The sequence below is a fragment of the Streptomyces hygroscopicus genome, assembly GCF_026168105.1.
Taxonomy (GTDB): domain Bacteria; phylum Actinomycetota; class Actinomycetes; order Streptomycetales; family Streptomycetaceae; genus Streptomyces; species Streptomyces hygroscopicus_D.
In genome coordinates this window covers 488,207-509,047 of sequence record NZ_LBMW01000001.1, presented here as the reverse complement: position 1 = coordinate 509,047, position 20,841 = coordinate 488,207, and the positions used below count along the sequence as shown (strand labels likewise).

The following is a 20,841-nucleotide window of genomic DNA, read 5'->3' as shown; positions in this document are numbered from 1 at the left end:
TCATCGCTCCCTGACCAGCTCGGCGTACGCTCCGCCGGCTGCCACCAGGGCGTCGTGCCGCCCGCGTTCCACGATCGTGCCGTGCTGCAGCACGACGATCTCGTCGCTGTCGCGCACGGTGCTCAGCCGGTGCGCGATCACCACGCACGCGCAGCCGCGCTTGCGCAGATTGTCGATCACGGTCTGCTCGGTCTCCGCGTCCAGGGCGCTGGTCACCTCGTCGAGTACCAGGATGCTGGGATCGCGGACCAACGCCCGTGCGATCTCCAGGCGTTGGCGCTGCCCGCCGGAGAAGTTCCGCCCGTCCTGCTCGACCCGGCTGTGGATGCCACCGGGGCGGCGCATCACGACGTCGTACAGGGCCGCGTCCCTCAGTGCGGCGATCACCGCGTCGTCGGGGATCGAGGGGTCCCACAGCGCCACATTGTCGCGGACCGTGCCCTCGAAGAGGAAGACGTCCTGGTCGACGAAGGAGACGGAGGAGGCCAGCGCACCGCGCGGAATGTCCTCCAGACGCTGCCCGTCGATGCGGATCACGCCCTCCCACGGAGCGTACAGACCCGAAATCAGCCGGGACACCGTGGACTTGCCGCTGCCGGAGCCGCCGACCAGAGCCACCTGCTGGCCGGGCCCGACCGTCAGGCTGAAGCCACTCAGCAGCGGCTTGTCGAGCGGGCTGTAGCCGAACGTGATGTTCTCCAGCTCGACATGGCCGTGCAGCCGGCGGGTCGACTCCGTGCCGCCGGAGCGGCCGTAGAGCGGGTCGGCCTGGAAGTTCTCCACGTCCTTCAGCCGCGCCACGTCCGCCGCGAAGTCCTGGATACGGCCCGCCACCCCGTTGAGCCGGGTGATGGGCGCGGTGAAGCGGGTCACCAGGGCCTGGAAGGCCACCAGCAGGCCCACGGAGATATGGCCCTCGATCGCCCGCAGACCGCCGATCCACAGGATCAGAGCGCTGTTGAGCATGGCGAGCGTCGGTGCGACCACACCCAGCCAGGCGCTCGGCACGCCGAGCCGCTGCTGCTCCTCCAGCGTGGTGGCGTGCTGCCCCGCCCACTTGCGGAAGTAGCCGTCCTCGCCGCCGGTTGCTTTCATCGTCTCGATCAACTGCAGGCCGGTGTAGGCCGTGTTGGTCAGGCGCGCGCTGTCCGCGCGCAGTTTCGCGGTACGGGTGGCCCGCAGCCGTACGACGACCCGCATCGCGGCCACGTTGAGCAGGGCGACGCCGATGCCGACGAACGTCAGTTGCGGGTCGTACGTGTACAGCAGCAGCGCGTACAGCACGACGACGACCGCGTCGACACCCGCCGCGGCGAGGTCGCGGGCCAGGGTCTCGGCGACCGCGTCGTTGGACTGGAGCCGCTGTACCAGGTCGGCCGGGCTGCGCTGGGCGAAGAACGTCACCGGCAGCCGCAGCAGATGCCGCAGGAAGCGGGCGCTGGAGAGCGTGGAGGAGATGATCCGGCCGCGCAGCAGGTTCGCCTGCTGCAGCCAGGTCAGCACGACCGTCAGCAGCACACAGGCGGCCATCGACGTGAACAGCACGCCCAGCAGGGAGGTCTGCCCGCCGATCAGGAACATGTCGATGTACGTCCGGCTCAGCGCGGGCAGCGCGGCGCCGACCGCCACCAGGAGGAGGCTCGCCAGCACAGCGGCCGGCATCGTGCCGGAAGTGCCGCGCAGCCGGGCCGGCATGGCGCCCAGGACGCCCGGTCTGCGGCCGCCCTTCGTGAAGCCCTGACCCGGCTCCATCACCAGCACGACCCCGGTGAAGCTGGTGTCGAAGTCCTCCATCGGGACGAAGCGACGGCCCTTGCCGGGGTCGTTGACGTACACGCCCCTGCGGCCGAAGCGGCGGCCCATGCCGTCGTAGACCACGTAGTGGTTGAACTCCCAGAACAGGATCGCGGGCGCCTTCACCTCGGCGAGTGCGGCCGTGTCCATCTGCATGCCCTTGGCCGTCAGGCCGTAACCACGGGCCGCCTTGAGGAGATTGCTGGCGCGCGAGCCGTCGCGGGAGACACCGCAGGCGATGCGCAGCTCTTCGAGCGGGATGTGCCGGCCGTAGTGGCCGAGCACCATGGCCAGGGAGGCGGCGCCGCACTCCACGGCCTCCATCTGCAGCACGGTGGGGGTGCGGACGGTCTTGCGCCGGCCCTTGGGCACGGTGCGCTTCGGCGGCGCGGCACGGCGTCTGCCCCGTACCGGAGGCAGTGTGTCCTGGGGAGCGGTCACGGCAGCAGCCAATCGAGGGGACGCTGATCGGCCAGACGGATCGAACCCGTGGCCAGGGTCAGGGAGGTGAGGGTGAACGGCGGGCCGTCGGCGGTCGACCACCGGTAGCCGCTCTTCGTGCCGGACGCCCGGTCGAGCTTCACCAGCACGGCCACCGGGCGGCCCTCCTTGGTGAACTGCTCGCCCAGCTGGCTGTCCCCGAGGAAGGCGGCGATCTGCTGCGGCGACTGGGCCGCGCGGTCCACCGACTTCACCTGGCCGCGCAGCACCCCGTACGCCTGGGTCGGCACCGACTGGACCGTGAGGTCGACGGAGGCGTTCTCAGGGATGGAGGCGGCGTTGTCGGCGGGGACGTACACCGTGGCGTACAGCGGGTCGGACGGCCGGGCGACCTTCTCCACGGCCGCCACGTCGGCCCCGGTCTGGACGATCTGGCCGATGGTGGCGGCGAGCGCGGTGATACGGCCCGCGGCGACCGTGCGGACCACCGCATCCCCCCGGCTCGTACGGACCTTGAGGAGGGGCGAGTCGGCGGGCAGCCGTTCGCCCTCCTTGGCGAGGATCGCGGTGACCTGCCCGGCCACGGGGCTCTGCAGGATGTAGCTGCCCTCGCCGTACGTGAGGATGGCGGGCGCGCTGACCGTGGAGGCCACCGAGCCGGTGACGGCCCATATGGTCGCGGCGGCCATGGCGACGACCGTCACGGTGAGGACGAGCCAGCCCTGGGGACGGGCGAAGCGCACCGGGAGGTCGAGTTCCTCGGGCGACTGGAGCTTGGCGAGGGCCTGTTGGCGGAACTGCACGGAACTTTCCCTCACCTGCGGGTGACTGAGGACCGGCTCGTGTCGAGCCGGGCGTACGGCGTGCGGCGCGGTGGCGAGCCGCACGTTTCACGGCATCCGTGAGTCCCGGAACCGGGGGCCCGGTTCCGGGACTCAACGGCACAACGGTGCGATCAGAGACCGGCGACCAGCTGGGTGACCGGGGCTGCGTTCAGACCGGTGACACCCTCGACGGTGCTGACGGCCGTGCCGGTCAGGGCGGAAACCGGGGCGACGCCGTCCACCAGGCCGGTGGCGGTGCCCAGGGAGTTCACCTGCAGGCCGCCGGAAACAGCGTCGAGCTCGGCGTCCGAGATCTCGGCGGTCTCAACCTGGGGGGTGGAGTTCATGATGGAACTTCCCTTCGTATGGGATATTTCACAAGGGGGAGAGCGGCCCCCCTCTGGGGACAGACGGTCGGCCGCGGTCCGCGGGAGCCGGGCGCCCGTTGCCGGAAGCCCTGCAACGGCCCCGCGGTGCAACGGATCAAAGCACGTCCGCGCGCGGCGATTCCAATCATCCAGTGCTCTCACCTGGGGAATTGGTGCTCTGCGGCGGCAATCCGTGCAGGCCTGCGCACGCCGTGGGGGCTACTTCTTCACATGCTGCGTGGCATCGGTGCGCGCGATCCCTTGCCGTCTCGAAACGGAATAGGACACTCCAGCCCCAATCGCGCGGCCCCGGCGCGCGACTGTGCAGATACACCGTGCACGGTGAGCCGCTTGCGTATTCGATGTGCAGATTCCCTGAAGCCGGGATTCCGCCAACGGGGCGGAAACCGAGCGTTACCTCTCGGTGGCGGATCGTGCTCCCGAAGTGTTCAACGTTCCCCGGGCGGACGGGTGCTGACCGAACAGCGCGTACACCGTGCTCGCCCTCGCCGCGATCTGAGCCGAGCCGTCCTCGGTCATCGTGATGTCGGCGAACGCCATGCTCCGGCCGAGCTTGGTGAGGACCGCCTCCACGAGCACGTCCGCGCCCACGACCGCGCGCTGGAAGGTGGTGGACTGCTGGACCGTCGTCATGGGTACGAAACCGCCGCGCGCCGCCGAGACCGCGATCACCGTCGCCGTGTCCGCCGCGGCCATCAGCGCCTGACCCGAGAGTGCGCCGCCCTCGCGGGCGAGCCGAGCGGACCAGGGCAGCCGCAGCACGGCGCGCCGGTCGTCCAGCTCCTCGACCACGAGGCCCAGTTCGAGCACCCAGGGGGCGAAATGGTCGGAGAGGATCCGGTCTGCTTCGGCGAGGGTCGGTGTCATGCGTGATCCCTGCCCGTGATCACGCCACCACAGACGCGTTTGCCGCCTATTTCATCCTTTCGCATACGCCAACTCGGCCAGTTGCAGTGGCCGTTGAACACCCCATGTGACGCGTGCGTATCAACAGGCATCCAGGCGCCCCCAGTCAGCTGCCGGACGGCGGCAACGGTCCCCGTCCCCAGGAGGTCAAGAGTTGAGTCACAAACGCATACCCAAGCGCAAGGCCGCAATCGCGGCGGGAAGCGTGGCGGCGCTCGGAGCTGCGGCCCTTCTGCTGCCCCATGCCAACGCGTCCCAGACGGGTTCGTCGGACGGCACCCCGAAGACGTTCAAGGCGACCGACGTCTCGGCCGTCGCCTCGCAGCTCGCCTCCCAGTTGGGCAGTGCCGCCGCAGGGTCGTACTACAACGCCGACAAGCAGCAGGTCGTCGTCAACATGGTGGGCAACGACAGCAAGGTCATCGATGCCATCAGAAAGGCGGGCGCGGTTCCGCACCAGGTGCAGAACAGCACCGCCACGCTGCAGGCCGCGGCGAAGACGCTGCGCACCAAGGCGACGATTCCCGGCACCGCGTGGTCCGTCGACCCCAAGACCAACGAGATCAGGGTCAGCGCCGACAGCACCGTCACCGGCACCACGTGGAAGAAGCTGCAGTCGACGGTCAAGAGCCTCGGCTCGGGCGTGGCCACCGTCAAGAAGTCCGGGGGCAAGTTCAAGACGTTCGTGTCGGGCGGCGACGCCATCTTCGCTCAGGCGAACGGCGGGGGCGTCCGCTGCTCCCTCGGCTTCAACGTCACGGCGAAGGACGGCAGCCCCGCCTTCCTGACGGCCGGTCACTGCGGCGTCGCGGCGAAGCAGTGGTCCGACTCCCAGAACGGCCAGCCGGTCGCCACCGTCGACCAGGCCACCTTCCCCGGCAACGACTTCTCGCTCGTCAAGTACAACGACCCCAAGACCCAGACCAAGAGCGAGGTCAACGTCGGCAACGGCCAGACGGTCCAGATCACCAAGGCCGCGGACGCGGTGGTGGGCCAGCAGGTCTTCCGGATGGGCAGCACGACCGGGCTGCACAACGGGAGCGTGACCGGCCTCGACGCCACCGTGAACTTCCAGAGCGAGACCGTGCCGGGCGGCGTCGACACCGTCAACGGCCTCATCCAGACCAACGTCTGCGCCGAGGCCGGAGACAGTGGTGGCTCCCTGTTCACCCAGGACGGCAGTGCGGTCGGCCTGACGTCGGGCGGCAGCGGCGACTGCACCGCGGGCGGCGAGACCTTCTTCCAGCCGGTGACCGCGGCGCTCCAGGCGACCGGCGCGACGCTCGGTGCCGGTGGTGCCGGTGGTGCCGGTGGTGCCGGTGGTGCCGGTGGTGCCGGTGCTGCGGGCTCGGGCCAGAGTGCCGGCTCCGGTGACACCGCGAGCCCGAGCGACACGGCGGGCGCCGGCGACCAGAGCGGTGCCGGGAACCAGAGCGGTGCCGGTAATCAGAGTGGCGCCGGTAATCAGAGCGGTGCCGGGAACCAGACCGTGAGCCCCACCGACCAGGCGGGCGGTGGTGGTGCGGCCGACCCGTCCGGGAACGCCGGGAACGCCGGTGACCAGTCCGGGCAGTCGGTCGGCGGCGGTGCGGCCGACGGCTCCGGAGTGACCAGCCACTGACCGGGACGCAGTAGCGGTTCCACCCCGGTCGGTGGAACGGTCCGGCCCTCCGGCGGGAGGGCCGGACCGTTCTGTCCGCGGAGGCTCCGTACTCGCCCTTCCAGGCCACTCCCGCACGCCGCGCCGCAGATCTGGCGTGTCGACACGCTCACAGGGGCTGCGCGAGCGTCCTGGAAGCGCTGTAATTGCAGAGTGGGCAGTGAGGGCGCTGCGGAACGCAGAACAAGAACCCTGCGTGCCGAACTTGCCCTCAAGACGCTCGCCGCGGACATCGACCCGCGTGAGCGCCTGCGCCGCGTACTCGAACAGGCGCTCGTCTTCGCCGGAGCCACCCTCGCCGTCGTCTACACCCCGAGCGAGGACGGTGATCAGCTGTGCCTTACCGAGTCGGTCGGCGTGCCGAGGGCAATGTACGGGCTGCGGGACAGCTACGCCTGGTCCAACGGGCCCGCTGCCGCGGTGCACCGCTCCCGTCGGCCCCTGTGGCTCACCCCCGAGGACCTCGGCCGCTGCGACGACGCGCACCGGCTGCCGACCGGGGACTTCTCCGTGGCCGTCCTGCCCCTGCGGGACGGGGGATGCCTGGTCGCCGTCGGTGACAGCCCGGACGGCTTCGGCGCCGACGACCGCGCGTGCCTCCAGCTCGTCGCCGAGGCCGTCACCGGCCCCACGCCGCCCCCGGCCGGCGTCGGCGAGCCGTCTCGCAGCTCCTTCAGCCTCGCCATGGACAGCGGGCGGGTCGAGGTCGACAACGAGATGCTGGAACTCTTCGGCATCGACCCCGACGACTTCGACGGCAGGGTCGAGACCCTGCTCGCCCGGACCGTGCCGGAGGACCTGCCCTCCCTGATGTCGGTGGTCGAGGCCGACCACATGTCCATCGGCGACCGCGAGCTGGAGTTCCGCATCCTCCAGCCCTCCGGCGTGCCGAAGTGGCTGCGGCTGCGCGGGCGCCTGCTGCCGGCCGGGGAAGGCCGGCCGGCGCGGCTCGTCGGGACCGTAGCCGACGCCTCCAAGCTGCGCCCCGCCGTCAGCGACGTCACCCGCATCCAGCGGCTCGCCGCGGCCCTCGCCACCGCGGGCACCGTCCGCGACGTCAGCAAGGCCGTGGTCGCCGCCCTGCGCAAGCCTCTGCAGGCCGACCGCATCGCCCTCGCCGAGCTGGAGTCCGACCGGCTGGTCGTCACCGTCCTGGACCCGCCCGAAGCGGACGCCTGGCCCGAGGTGTGGCGCACCGAGTGGCGCTCGGAGTGGCCCGACGCGCCGGTACGCGCGATGCCGACACTCGCCGCCGCGCTGCGGGAGGGCCGCGCCGCGATCTGGCCCGCCGGAACCGACCTGGAACCCGCGCTCGCCGAGGTCGGCCCCGGGGGCCTGGCCGTGCTGCCGCTCCCCGCCGGCGGAAGTATGGCCGGTGCCTGCCTGGTCGGCTGGGACAGCCCGCACGACTTCGGCACCGACGAGCGTGCCCTGCTCACCGCGGTGGCGGGCCTCGCCGGCCAGGCACTGGTGCGCGCCCACGCCTTCGACGCCGAGCACGAGCTGATCGGTATGCTCCAGCGCGCCCTGCTGCCGCGCAGGCTGCCCCGGCTCCCCGGTGCGGAAGCCGTCGCCCGCTATCTGCCCACCACCGCGGGTCTTGAGCTCGGCGGCGACTGGTACGACGTGATCCCGCTGCCCGACAACCACGTCGCCCTCGTCATCGGCGACGTCCAGGGCCACAACGCGAGCGCCGCCGCCCTCATGGGCCAGATGCGCACGGCCCTGCGCGCGTACGCGGCCGAGGGCCACCCCCCGGACGTCGTCGTCTCGCACACCAACCGGCTTCTCGTGGAGATGGAGTCCGACCTCTTCGCCACCTGCTGCTACGTCGACGTCGACATGGAGGCCGGTACCGCCTGGTCCGTCCGCGCCGGCCACCTCCCACCCGTCCTGCGTCATCCGGACGGCACCGCGGAGATCACCGACTCGGAGGGCGGGCCGCCGCTCGGCGTGGTGCCCCAGGCCGAATTCCCGATGAGCCAGATCAGGCTGCAGCCCGGCACGATCGTCGCCCTGACCACGGACGGCCTGGTCGAGTCCGCCGACATGGACCTGGAGGACGGCCTCACGCACCTGTCCGAGGCGCTGTCCGCCGCCGATCCCGGACATCTCGGCCTTGTCGCCGACGCCATGCTCGCCGGGGCCAACCGCAGCGACGACGTGGCGCTGCTCCTCATGCGCTACGACGGCATGGCAACACGCCCCCTGCGCGAGAGCTGGACGGTGTGGCGCGTCCCCGAGGCGGTCCGGCACGCTCGCCGCTTCACCCGCCGCACTCTGCGTGCCTGGGGGGTGACGGAGGGACTCGACATGGTGCTCCTCGTCGTCTCCGAACTCGTCACCAACGCCCTCGTCCACACCGACGGCCCGGTCCGCCTGGACCTCACCTTGCTCAACCACCGGCTGCGCGTCGCCGTCGCCGACTCCTCGCCGCGCACACCGGTCAAGCCGACGAGCATCGGCTGGGAGGCGACGGGCGGGCGCGGCATCCTGCTCGTCGAGGCCGTGTCGGCCATGTGGGGGACGCTCCCGGTCAGCGGTGGCAAGCAGGTGTGGGCGGACCTCGTCCTGCCGCCTTCGCCGCCCGCGGAGCCCCTGACGGCGGATGCCCCCGCCCGGCCGCCCGTGACACCCTGACGTCGTGCGTCTGCTCCTCATGTCCGACACCCACGTCCCACGGCGCGCCCGGGAGCTGCCGGAGCGGCTGCTGGCCGAAGTTCCGCGCGCCGACGTCGTGATCCACGCCGGTGACTGGGTGGACGTCGCCACGCTCGACCTGCTGGAGAGCCGGTCCGCGCGGCTGATCGGCGTTCACGGCAACAACGACGGCCCCGCCCTGCGCGCCCGGCTCCCCGAAGTCGCCCGAGCCGACCTCGGAGGTCTGCGCCTCGGAGTGGTCCACGAGACCGGCCCCGCGCAGGGCCGGGAACGACGCTGCGCAGAACGTTTCCCCGACCTGGACGTACTGGTCTTCGGCCACAGCCACATCCCCTGGGACACCACCACGGACACGGGGCTGCGGCTGCTCAATCCCGGCTCCCCGACCGACCGTCGCCGCCAGCCCCACTGCACGTACATGACGGCGACCGTGACGGACGGCGGGCTGACGGAGGTGGAGACACACCGGCTGCCCCCGCGCACCGGAAGTTGAGCGTTAATCCATTGCCCGCACCACGCCCGGACGCGCGACGACCTGACCCGTCGCCTCACCCCGTCGATCGTCCCCCTGGGGCGGACCCGCGGGACCGGCACACGTGACGGTGGCGATCCCCAAGGGCCGGTCTCCGGCACGGTCTTCAAGGTGGGGCGGGGGCCCGCCGGGCGTATCGGCAAGCTGTGGGGGCTGACGGACGCCACCGAACCCGCAGGCGGGACCTGGGTGTTGGAGGCCGGGCGCCGGAGGCGGTTCCCCGGCGGCGGGCGGTCAGGTCGCCTCCGTGCCGAGGGATCCGAGCCAGATGCGGATCGCCCGGGCCGTCGTCGGCGCGTGGTCCTCGAGCAGGCTCAGATGACTGCCGGGCACGTCCACCGTGTCATGGGCGCCCGGCCAGCCGGACCGCCACCTCTGCGGCATGCCCGGCAGCGGCTCGGTGGCGCGCACCAGCAGAGTGGGCACAGCCGTGGGTTCCGGATGCCAGCCGCGGAACATCCGGGTGTAGGCGCCGAGCGACAGCAGGGTCAGGTCGTCCACCGATGTGTCGAACCGCTCGCCCGCCGCCACCGGGATCCGGGCGGGCAGGGCAAGCAGCCAGGGCTCGGCCTCCCGGTCCGGGGTGATGTGGTACGAGTCGAGCAGCACGAGTGCGGCCGGGGGATTGCCGTCGGCCGCCAGACGCGCGGCGACCGCGTGCGCGGCCGAGCCGCCCATGGAGTGGCCCACGACCACGTACGGACGGTCGCCGACACGGCTCCGCACGGTCCTGGCGTGCAGCTCGGTGAGCGTCGTCAGGTCCCGCGCCACCGCGTCCCCGTCGTCGATGCCGGGATGGCGCAGTTCGAGGATGTCCCGCTCGCCGTCGAAGCATGGCGCGAGGCCCGCGTGCCAGGGGCGGCCGAGGTTCGTGGCGAAGCCGGGAACGCACACGAGCGCCGGGCCGTCCGCTCCGGTGGCCAGGCGCACCGGCGTCAGGGTGTGCCGGGAGCCGTCCTCCGGGCCGAAGACCGGAGCGCCGAGGGATGCGGTCACCAGGAGGTGCATCGCCGCGACGACGTCCCCCGTCGCGCAGACGCGCCGATAGAGGGCCGGCAGGGGCTGACGGGAGCGGAGGGCGCGGGCCCGGTACGGGACGGGTGAGGGAACGGGCGGGGCCGGTTGCGGGGCCGACGGCCGGACGGTGTCCGCCGACGCGGGGTCTCCTTCCGGAGCAACGGGCTCGTCGCCCCCGGTCCCCGCGCCCGCCGCCCCCTCCGGCAACGCCGCGCTCAACTCCGCGTACAGATGGTCCGCGAGCTCGTCCACGTCCGGCCAGTCGTACGCGACGGTCGCCGCCAGCGGCAGCCCGGTCAGCAGGCTCAGCCGGTTGCGCAGCAGCACGCTCGTCAGCGAGTCGAATCCCAGTTCCGGGAAGGCTCGGTCGACGGCACCAGGGTCGGTGTGCCCGAGCACCGCGGCGACCTCCGCCCGGATCAGCTTGCGCAGGGCGGCCACGCGGTCCGGTGCGGGCAGTGCCGTCAGCCGGGTACGCCAGGACCCGGCGATGCCGTCCGCCTCCGCGCCCGCCTCCGCGTCCCCGGACGAGGCCGCGGGCCGGGCCGGGCGCAGCAGCGCGCGCAAGGGCGGCGGAATCGTGGCCCCGGCGGCCATCGCCCCTGGCGAGCGGTCCAGCGGAAGCGGCGCCAGAACCGGTATGCCGCAGCCGAGCGCGGCATCGAAGAGCGCCAGCCCCTGCTCCGGGGAGACCGCGCGCACGGCGCCTCCGCGGACCCGGCCGGTACGGGCCGCCATCCCGTCCCCGCCCGCCCACGGCCCCCACACCAGCGACAGCGCGGGCAGCCCCAGCGCGGCGCGGTGCCGGGCGAGCGCGTCCAGGAAGGCGTTCGCCGCCGCGTAGTTGGACTGCCCCGGGTTGCCCAGCAGACCGGCGGCCGAGGAGAACAGCACGAACTGCGCCAGCGGCAGATCCTTCGTCAGCTCGTGCAGATGCCAGGCCGCGTCGGCCTTCGGCCGCAGCACCGCGGCAAGCCGCTGCGGCGTCATCGATTCAAGTACGCCGTCGTCCAGGACCCCCGCCGTGTGCACCACGGCGGTGAGGGAGGCCCCGAACTCCTCCACGGCGGCGGCAAGTCGGTCCCGCCGGGCGGCGTCGCAGGCCACCATGTCCACATGTGCGCCCGCCCATTCCAGCTCGGACCGGAGCTCCCGTGCACCAGGTGCCTGGGGGCCACGGCGGCTGAGCAGGACGAGATGCCGTACCCCGTGCCGGGTAACCAGGTGCCGGGCCAGCAGCGCGCCCAGCGAGCCGGTGCCGCCGGTGATCAGCACGGCGCCCTCACCGAAGGAACCACCGGAGGCGGCCCCCGGCGTCACCGCCAGTCGCGGCACCATCAGCCGGCCGTCGTGAACGGCCAGCTGGGGCTCACCGACCGCCACGGCGGCGGGCAGCAGCCGCAGCGACTCGGGCCGCTCGTCGACGTCGACGAGCGTGAGCCGACCCGGGTACTCCGCCTGCGCGGCGCGCAGCAGTCCCCAGACCGTGGCGGCGGGCAGTTCCGGCGGCTCGGCGGTGGCACCGCGTGTCACCACGACCAACCGCCCGGTACCGGGAAGCCGCGTTCGCAGCAGTTCCAGGGCCCGTGCGGTCAGCGTGTGCGCGGCGGTGGCCGGGTCGGCGTCCTCGGGCGTGGCGGCGGAGAGGGAGGCCACGGCCGTCTCCGGGGAGTCGGCCGGCGGGAGCATCGCGCCCAGGCCCAGGTCGTCGGGGTCTGTCACCGATGGCACGGGTCCGTCGGCGGCGGCGGGAACACCGGTCCAGCGCAGGCGGTACAGCTCTCCGGGCGCAGTGGCGTCCGCTTCCGGTACCGGACGCGCGGTCAGTGACTCCACCACGGCCACCGGGGCGCCCGAGGCGTCGGCGAGGTCCACGGCCACCGTGTCCGAGCCGGTCGTCCTGAGGTGTACGCGCAGCGCCGTGGCCCCGGTGGCGTACAGCGTCATTCCCCGCCAGGCGAACGGCATCCGGGCCGGTCCCGGGGGCGGTCCGGTGAGCAGCCCGGCATGCAGGGCCGCGTCCAGGAGAGCCGGATGCAGGCCGTGGCGCCGCCCCTGCACACCCGGTACCGGCCCCACCTCGGCGAACAATTCCCCGCCCCGCCGCCACAGCGCCGTGACACCGCGGAACGCCGGCCCGTACGCATGGCCCGCGGCGGCCAGCCGCTCATAGGCACCCGTGAGGTCCACGGGCGTGGCGTCCGGCGGCGGCCATGCGGCCGGAGCGGCACTACGGTCCCGGACTCCCGGAAGCGCCGGGCCGAGCCGCCCCGTCGCGTGGTGCGTCCAGGAGCCCAGCGCGCCGGACTCCTCCGGCCGGGAGTACACGTCCACGGTGCGGCGCCCGGCCCCGTCCGGCTCGCCCACGGCCACCTGGACCTGGACGCGGTCATGCTCCTCCGCGGGCAGGGGCAGCGGCGTCGGCACGGCGAGGTCCTCCAGGACGTCGAGACCGCACGCGTCGCCCGCGTGCAACGCCATCTCGGCGAACGCGGCGCCCGGCACGAGGACGCGCCCGGCCACCACATGGTCGCGCAGCCACGGCTGGTCCGCGCCGGACAGCCAACCGGTGCACAGCAGCCGCTCCGTGCCCGGCACGGTGACCGTCTGCGTGAGCAGCGGACGGCCCGAGGCGGCTGCGGGTCCGGTGGCCCCGCCGTCGAGCCAGTGTCGTTGCCGCCGGAAGGGATAGGTCGGCAGGTCGACACGCCGGGCGCTGCTGCCGTCGTACACTCGCCGCCAGTCCACCGGCAGACCCTGGACATGGAGCCTGCCCACGGCGGCGAGCAGTGTCCGCGGCTCGGGCTCCTGATCACCCCGCCGGGCCATCGCGGTGAACAGCAGTTCCTCGTCCGCCCCGGCGAGGCCCGTCATGGCCTGGGCCGTCAGTTGCGCGTCCGGTCCGACCTCGGCGAACGCTGTCACCCGGCCCTCACGCGCCAGCCGGCCCACGGCGTCCCCGAAGCGCACGGTCTCCCGGGCGTGGCGCACCCAGTACGCGGCCGACCGCAGTTCCTCCCCGGTGGCCGCGCGTCCGGTCAGCCCCGACATCACCGGGATGCGGGGCGGCCCGTACGTCAACCGGCCCGCGAGACGGCCGAATTCGGCGAGCATGGGGTCCATCAGCGGGGAGTGGAAGGCATGGCCGACCCGCAGCCGGGTGGTGCGCCGTCCGCGCGCGGCGAACCGCTCCGCGAGCGCGAGTACCGGTCCCTCGGCGCCGGAGACGACGACCGCGCGCGGGCCGTTCACCGCCGCGACAGCGACGCCCTCGGCGAGCTCGCCCGTCACCTCGTCCTCGGTGGCATCCAGCGCCACCATGGCGCCGCCCTCGGGCAACTGCCGCATCAACCGGCCCCGGGCCGCGACCAGTTCGACGGCGTCTGCCTCGGACAGGACGCCCGCGGAGTGGGCCGCCGCCAGCTCGCCGACAGAGTGCCCGATCAGAACGTCCGGTCGCACGCCCCACGACTCCAGCAGCCGGAAGGCGGCCACCTCGAAGACGAAGAGGGCCGCCTGGGCGAAGTCGGTACGGTTCAGGAGCCCGTCGCCGCCCAGGTCCCACAGCACCGAGCGCAACGGCCGTTCCAGGTGGGCGTCGAACCGCTCGCAGAGGGTGTCGAAGACTGCGGCGAAGCCGGGGAAGGCCTCGTGCAACGCGCGGCCCATGCCTGGTCGTTGGGCGCCCTGTCCGGTGAACAGCAGGGCCAGTCGTCCGTCAGCACGGGCGGTGTGTGCCGTGCCTGAGGCAGCCAGGGCGTCCAGCGCCGCAAGCAGCGTCCCGCGGTCGTCCGCCGGTAGGGCGGCCCGGTGGGGTAGCGCGGCGCGGGCGGTGGCGTGGGTGAACGCCACATCGAGCGGGGCGAGTCCGGGTCGCTCGCGGAGCGCGGCGGCCGTCCGGGCGGCCTGGACCCGCAAGGCGTCCGGACTCGCGGCGGACAGCAGCAGCGGAGGTGTCACCTCGACGCGAGGTGACATCACGGCCGCATCGGAGGAGGCCACGGGTCCGCGGGGGGACGCCGTCGACCCCAGGGAGGGCGCCACCGGTCCGTGCGGGGGCGCCACGGAACCACGAGGGCACGCCTCGGCCGCGTCCTGCCCGGCCTTCGATGCACTCTCCCCTGGCTCCTCGAGGATCACATGGGCATTGGTCCCGCCGATCCCGAACGCCGACACCCCGGCCCGCCGTGGACTCCCGGGCGCCGGACGCCACTTCTGGTCCCGCGCCAGCAGCCGTACGCCCCCCGACGACCAGTCGATCCGGGGCGAGGGTTCCTCGGCGTGCAGGGTGCGGGGGAGGAGCCCGTGCCGCATGGCCAGGACGGTCTTGATGACGCCACCGACACCGGCGGCGGCCTGGGTGTGCCCGAGGTTCGACTTCAACGAGCCCAGCCACAGGGGGCGTTCGGGGTCCCGGCCGGGCCCGTACGCGGCCAGCAGCGCCTGGGCCTCGATCGGATCGCCGAGCGCGGTGCCCGTGCCGTGCGCCTCCACCGCGTCGACGTCCGCCGGGGAGAGCCCGGCGTCGGCGAGTGCCGCCCGGATCACCCGCTGCTGGGCCGGGCCGTTGGGCGCGGTCAGCCCGTTGGACGCGCCGTCGGAGTTGACGGCCGAGCCCCGCAGGACGGCCAGGACCGGATGGCCGTTGCGCCGCGCGTCGGACAAGCGCTCCAGCAGGACCAGGCCGACGCCCTCGCCCCAGGCGGTGCCGTCGGCGGCCGCGGAGAACGGTTTGCAGCGCCCGTCGGGAGCCAGCCCGCGCAGTCTGCTGAACGCGATGAACGGCGTGGGCGTGGCCATGACGGTCACTCCGCCGGCGACGGCCAGGGAACACTCGCCCGTACGCAGCGCTCGCGCGGCGGTGTGCATGGCCACCAGGGACGACGAGCAGGCGGTGTCCACGGTCACCGCGGGACCGGCGAGGCCCAGGGTGTACGCGATCCGGCCGGAGGCCACGCTGCCTGCCGAACCGAGGGCGAGATGGGCCTCCAGCTCGTGCCCGCCGCCGTGCAGCAGGCGGCCCGCGTAGTCGTCGTGCATCACGCCGACGAAGACGCCGGTCTCGCTGCCCCGAAGCCCCGACGGATCGAGGCCGGCCCTTTCCAGCAGCTCCCAGGCGGTCTCCAGGAGCAGCCGCTGCTGGGGATCGGTGGCCAATGCCTTGCGGGGCGACATCCCGAAGAAGGCCGCGTCGAAGTCGGCGGCTCCGTGCAGGAATCCGCCACGGCGGGTGACGGTGGTGCCCGGGCGGTCCGGATCGGGGTCGTACAGCTCCGCGAGGTCCCAGCCCCGGTCGGCGGGGAAGTCCGAGGTCGCGTCGGTGCCGTCCGCGACCAGCCGCCACAGGTCCTCCGGCGTCCGGACGCCGCCCGGATAACGGCAGGCCATGGCGACGACGGCGATCGGCTCCGCGGGTGGGGTGACGGCTTCGCGGCCGGTCGTACGAGCGGGCCCTGAGTCGGCTCCGCCGCGCAGCGCCCCGGTGACCAGCGCCGCGGCGGCGGCGGGCGTGGGGTGGTCGAACACCAGGGTCGCGGGCAGCTCCAGACCGGTCGCGGTGCCGAGCCGGTCCCGCAGCAGCACGCCGCCGAGGGAGGTGAGCCCGAGCGCGGTGAACGGCCGGTCGGGGTCCAGATCGTGCGCGGCGACTCCGGCCGTCCGCGCGGTCTCCTCGCGCACGAGGTCCAGTACGGCATCGGGTGCCGCCTCGAGGCGCTCGCGCAGGGCGGCCGAGGCGGACGCACGCTGCGCGGTCAGCCGCAGCGCCACCTGATCGGCGAGCTCCGGGCGAGCCGTCTTGCCGGACGGTGTACGGGGCACGGCCGAGATCTCGTGGATCTCGTCCGGCACCTTGAAGGCGGACAGCCGTTCCCGGCAGGCGGCGAACGCCGCCGCTGCGTCGAATCCCTGCCGTCCGGGGACGACGACGGCGACCGGCACCTCGCCCAGCACATCGTGCGCCCTGCCGACGACCGCGGCGTCGACGACGTCGGGCAGGGCGAGCAGCACCTGCTCGACCTCCGACGGATTGATGTTCTGGCCGCCGCGGATGATGAGTTCCTTGACGCGGCCGGTGACCCGGAGGTGGCCGTGCGGCATGCGCCTGCCGAGGTCACCGGTGCGGTACCAGCCGTCGGTGAACGCCTGCGCGGTGGCTTCCGGCCGGTTGTGGTAGCCGCGCATCAGGGCCGCACCGCGGACCCAGATCTCCCCCTCGTCCCCGTCGGCGACCTGTTCCCCGGTCGCCGGGTGCGTCAGCCGTACCGTGAGCCCGGGCAGGGGAGGGCCGCATGAGTCGTCGTACCGCGGCCCGTCGAGCAGGCTCACGGCGATCTTCCCGCAGGTCTCGGTGGAGCCGTAGCCGTCGAGCAGCGGCGCGCCCAGCAACTCCCCTATGTCTTGCCGGAGTTCGGGAGGACAGGGCGCCCCCGCGGTCACACACACCCGGAGGGAGGCAGGCAGGGGGACCGGCGTCTTCCGCAACGACTCGGTCAGCAGGCGGTAGGTGGCGGGTACTCCGGCCAGGACCGTGAAGGGCCGCGCCGCCAGCGCCCGCGCCACGTTCGCGCCCGGGGCGAGGAGCAGGGCGCACGCGCCGACCGACACCACCCCCAGCAGACACAGTGAATGGGCGTAGCAGTGGAACATCGGCAGGGGCCACAGCAGATGGTCCCCTTCCCTGAGCCCGTACGCCGGTACATAGGCCGCCGCCACCGACCACAGGGCCGAGCGCTGGGTGGAGACCACCCCCTTGCTCTCGCCGGTGGTGCCGGAGGTGTAGAGGATCCAGGCCGCTTCGTCGAGCCCCAGGTCGTCCCGGGGCGGACGGCCCGGGTCGGTCCGCGCGAGGTCCTCGAAGAGGAGCGCACCGCAGGGCGCCTCGGCCGGGACGACGCCCGTGCCGACGACCACCACCCGAAGCCCGGGACGCTCCGCCGCCGCCCCGGCGAGCCGTGGCAGCAACGCCTGATCGGTGATGACCACGACCGCGCCGCTGTCGTCGAGGAAGTATGCCAACTCGGCATCCGACGCCTCGGGGTCGAGCGGAACGCCGACCGCTCCGGCGCGCAGCACACCGAGACAACTCTCCACGAATTCCACTCGGTTGCCCAGCAGGATAGCGACCCGGTCCCCCCGGTCCAGCCCGAGACACCCCAGATGCCCCGCCAGCCGTCCGGTGCGCTCCTCCAACTCCCCGTATGTGACGGCCCGTCGCTCGTCCCGGTAGGCCTCCTTGCCGCCCCGCCGGGCCGCGTGCTCCCTCAAGGTGCCGGGCAGCGCACGCACCAACTCGCCCCGGAACTCCGCCATACCCACCCCTTCGACCACGGAAGCCCTCCGGCAACCGTACGGCAGCCGAAATCGCGTTCCCCGTCGCCGCGCCCTGGCGGCGCAGGGGTGTTGACGCCGTTCGTAAATCGGCCTGATTGTAATGGGCATGGCAAAGATACGCGTGCGTCTGCTCGGCGTTCTTGTCTCGCTCACCGGCCTCTTCGCGGCGCCGGGCGCCCGGCCCGCGGTCGCCGCTGCTCCTGTCGGCTCCCTGTGGTTCGACGCCCAGGCGTCCGCCTCCCTCACCGTCCGGGGCGGCCGTTTCACCGACGGACTCGGCCGCGAGGTCGTGCTGCGCGGCTACAACGTCTCCGGAGAGACCAAGCTGGAGGAGAACGGCGGACTGCCCTTCGCCTCTGTCGCCGACGCCAGGAAGTCCGCGACGGCCCTGCGCACCCTGGGCGGCGGCAACACGGTTCGCTTCCTGCTCTCCTGGGCCCACGCCGAGCCCGTGCGCGGACAGGTCGACACGGCGTACCTCGCCGCGGTCACCGGCCAGATGCGCGCGTTCCTCGACGCCGGCATCCGCGTCCTTGCCGACTTCCACCAGGACCTCCACTCCCGCTACCTCTTCGGCCAGGGCAGCTGGTACACCGGCGACGGCGCCCCCGAGTGGGTGGTGGAGGCCGGTGACTACCCCGCCGAATCCTGCGGGATCTGCTTCTTCTGGGGCCAGAACATCACCCAGAACCAGGCGGTGACGAAGGCGTCGTACGACTTCTGGCACAACGCGTACGGTGTGCAGGACGCCTTCCTCGCCACCGCCGGGAAGACCATGGCGTACCTCGAGCAGCATCTGACCGCAGACCAGTTCGCGGGCGTCATCGGCCTCGACCCGTTCAACGAGCCCTACGCAGGCACCTACGACCCCGGCGAGACGAGCCGCACCTGGGAGCAGAACGTGCTCCGGCCGTTCTACGAAAAGGTCCGCGCGCGCATGGACGCGGCAGGCTGGCAGGACAAGTCCGCCTTCGCCGAGCCGAACCTCTTCTGGAACGCCAATATCCCCTTCCAGAAACAGGAGGGAGGACTCCTCGACGCGGGGACGCTCGGCCCGCGCTACGTCTTCAACGCACACTTCTACGACCAGAAGGCCATCTCGGGCATCCTCATGTGGGGAAAGGCGGGCGACGGGCAGTACGTGAGGGACTTCCAGGCCGTGCGCGACCGGGCCGCGGCGCTGGGCACGGCCGCGATCGTCAGCGAGTTCGGCCATCCGCTGACCGGCTCGGTCTCCGACAAGGCCCCCACCGTGGTCAAGGCGATGTACCAGGCGCTCGACTCCCGGCTGCCGGGCTCGAGTTGGTGGTCCGCGCCGGCGGACTCAGGGCCGGTCCTGTCCGGCACGCAGTGGCAGTGGGACCTCTACAACGGCCGCCACCACGAACTCATGAACGGCAATCCCGGCAAGGTCCTCACCTCCGGGGACGCCTGGAACGGCGAGGACCTCTCGGCGGTGGCGCTCGACGACTCGGGCGTCCCGGCGCTGCGGCAGGACGCCCGGCTGCTGGACCGGCTCTACCCGAGCGCCACCGCCGGGACGTCGGTCGCCTTCACCTACGAGGACCGCTCCCGGGACGGCTCGACGACGCTGACATGGAACCCGGTTCCGAGCTCGCTGCCGAACGTGGCGCAGTTGGTGGGGGCTGGGCAGTACGGCGTTCTGGTCTGGCGCTCGAACGGCTCCTCGGTGCCCACGGAGCTGCATCTGCCGGCCTCCTTCCCGGCCTCCTCCACCACGGTGGTCTCGGACCTCGGCACCGTGGCGGGCCCGCCCGTGTACACGAGGGCGGCCCCGATCGCCGTGGCGGACGAACCGGGCGGTACGGGCGGCAAACGGCTGCTGCTCACCGCCCCCGGCCCGAATGCGGTGCACTACGCCCTGGTCACCAACGGGGCGACGGCCCCGTCCGCGTCCCTGCTGGCTGCGGCGCGGACGGAGCTGTCGGCATGGGTGGCGCGGGAGTTCAGCCAGCAGAAGGCCCCGCCCAGTCTGCAAGGACGTGCGCCAGGCGTACCCGCTGCGGGTGGTCGCCGACGTCCACGCTGGTGACCTTGTCGCCGGTGGCGAAGTCGATCGCGGTGATCTTGTCTGCCCCCGCTTCGGAGATGATGCAGTCCTTGCCGTCACCGCTCACGGTCGCCCAGTAGGGCGTCGACGCCGTGATCAACGCGCCTTCCTGGAAGGAGGCCCGGTCGACGACGGTCGCATAGTTGTCCATCGTCCCGGCGACACAGAGCCTGGTGCCCTCGGGATTCATGGAGATGCCGTGGTGGCGCGAGTCGAGGAGCCATGTGGTGCGGTCCGGGTTGGTCGCCGGGTTCTCCGGCAGTCTCTTCACCCGGGTGATCCTGTCGGCTGCGACGTCGTACTCGAGAAAGCCGTTGAAGAACGACACCTGGAAGTACAGTTTGGACCAGTCAGGGGTGAATGCGGCGGGCCGGACCGCGCTGGAGAAGTCCTTCAGGCCGATCGCGTCCAGGCGGCTCCGCATGTCGATGGTCCTGACCTGCTTGAAGGTGGTCGCGTCGACGACGGTGATGTGGCGGTCGCCCTTCGTCCAGTCCCACGCCGGATCGTCGAGCGAGGTGGTGACCTCGCCGATGGACATGTTCCAGATGTACTTGCCGCCGTCGGTGAAGAAGTTCTCGTGCGGTTTGTCGCCGGTGCCGAACTCCCCGAGTTCCTTCCCGGTGTTGATGTCCAGTACCTGCACCTTGTCGGCGGTCGAGGCCGAGACCGCGACCCGGGTACCGTCGGGGGAGACCGCCATGTGGTCGGCGCGGTAGCCGGCGACCGGGAAACGCCAGTTGATCCTGTCGGTCGCCAGGTCGATGGAGACGACGTCGGCGAAGCTCGGGCGGGAGACGACCATCGACCTGCCGTCCGGCCTGGAGTACATGTCGTCGACGTACTGGTCATGGCCCTCGCCGACCTGGTTGCGGATCGACGTGTAGTAGATCCACTTGATCGGATCGGCGTTGATCTCCGCAATCCGCTCCGCCTTGTCCGGGATCACATTGACACGGCCGATCCTGGCGAAGTCGCCCGTGGATTTGATGACATCTGCGGTCCCGTCCCAGTTGTTGCCCACGAACATCACCTCCCGCAGCCCGGCGGAGGAGTCCGGTGCGGAGGCTGCCGACGCCGTGCCGCCCGCGGTCAGGACGAGGGCGGCGGCGACGCAGAGGAGGTGGCGGGGGCCGAGGACAGGCATGAGAGGTCCCATCTCTGGTGGGGGCATGACAAGAGGGTGCGTGGTCAGGGCGGCTCGGAGTCTGAAT

The 20,841-nt window shown here is 72.4% G+C and carries 10 protein-coding genes; 4 read left to right on the top strand and 6 right to left on the bottom strand.

Annotated elements, in window-relative coordinates; translation table 11 throughout:
• The 4 genes from AAW14_RS02240 to AAW14_RS02225 all read right to left on the bottom strand — a co-directional run bounded on the left by AAW14_RS02240 (position 1) and on the right by AAW14_RS02225 (position 4,315).
• The gene (locus AAW14_RS02240; protein ID WP_416223234.1) at positions 1-2,235 is read right to left on the bottom strand and encodes an NHLP family bacteriocin export ABC transporter peptidase/permease/ATPase subunit; all 2,235 of its coding nucleotides are present in this window, start codon (positions 2,233-2,235) and stop codon (positions 1-3) included.
• Complete coding sequence (locus AAW14_RS02235) at positions 2,232-3,038, bottom strand: HlyD family efflux transporter periplasmic adaptor subunit (RefSeq protein WP_265559198.1); 807 nt, start codon at positions 3,036-3,038, stop codon at positions 2,232-2,234. The genes AAW14_RS02240 and AAW14_RS02235 overlap by 4 nt, the downstream gene beginning before the upstream one ends.
• Before the next feature lie 152 nt (positions 3,039-3,190).
• The gene (locus AAW14_RS02230) at positions 3,191-3,406 is read right to left on the bottom strand and encodes a type A2 lantipeptide (RefSeq protein WP_265559196.1); all 216 of its coding nucleotides are present in this window, start codon (positions 3,404-3,406) and stop codon (positions 3,191-3,193) included.
• A gap of 435 nt (positions 3,407-3,841) precedes the next feature.
• A complete protein-coding gene (locus AAW14_RS02225; RefSeq protein WP_265559193.1) occupies positions 3,842-4,315 on the bottom strand; it encodes a PaaI family thioesterase in 474 nt (157 codons plus the stop codon).
• A gap of 193 nt (positions 4,316-4,508) precedes the next feature.
• On the opposite strand from AAW14_RS02225, the gene AAW14_RS02220 reads away from it, so the two are divergent.
• From AAW14_RS02220 to AAW14_RS02210, 3 genes are all read left to right on the top strand, one after another.
• Positions 4,509-5,975, top strand: a complete 1,467-nt coding sequence (locus tag AAW14_RS02220; RefSeq protein WP_265559191.1) for a S1 family peptidase — start codon at positions 4,509-4,511, stop codon at positions 5,973-5,975.
• Between the two features lie 192 nt (positions 5,976-6,167).
• Positions 6,168-8,654 carry a SpoIIE family protein phosphatase gene (locus AAW14_RS02215; protein WP_265559189.1) on the top strand — a complete coding sequence of 829 codons (2,487 nt, stop codon included), beginning with the start codon at positions 6,168-6,170 and terminating at the stop codon, positions 8,652-8,654.
• 4 nt (positions 8,655-8,658) lie between these two features.
• Complete coding sequence (locus AAW14_RS02210; protein WP_265559188.1) at positions 8,659-9,168, top strand: metallophosphoesterase family protein; 510 nt, start codon at positions 8,659-8,661, stop codon at positions 9,166-9,168.
• Between the two features lie 273 nt (positions 9,169-9,441).
• On the opposite strand, the gene AAW14_RS02205 is transcribed toward AAW14_RS02210, so the two are convergent.
• The gene (locus AAW14_RS02205) at positions 9,442-17,535 is read right to left on the bottom strand and encodes a type I polyketide synthase (protein WP_265559186.1); all 8,094 of its coding nucleotides are present in this window, start codon (positions 17,533-17,535) and stop codon (positions 9,442-9,444) included.
• A gap of 121 nt (positions 17,536-17,656) precedes the next feature.
• Between AAW14_RS02205 and AAW14_RS02200 the strand changes: the two genes are divergently transcribed.
• Positions 17,657-19,609: a cellulase family glycosylhydrolase gene (locus AAW14_RS02200; RefSeq protein WP_265559185.1), complete on the top strand. Its 1,953-nt coding sequence runs from the start codon at positions 17,657-17,659 to the stop codon at positions 19,607-19,609.
• Here AAW14_RS02200 and AAW14_RS02195 read toward each other — a convergent pair.
• Complete coding sequence (locus AAW14_RS02195) at positions 19,524-20,774, bottom strand: YncE family protein (protein ID WP_265559275.1); 1,251 nt, start codon at positions 20,772-20,774, stop codon at positions 19,524-19,526. The two genes, AAW14_RS02200 and AAW14_RS02195, sit on opposite strands and share 86 nt — an antisense overlap.
• Between the last annotated feature and the right edge of the window lie 67 nt (positions 20,775-20,841).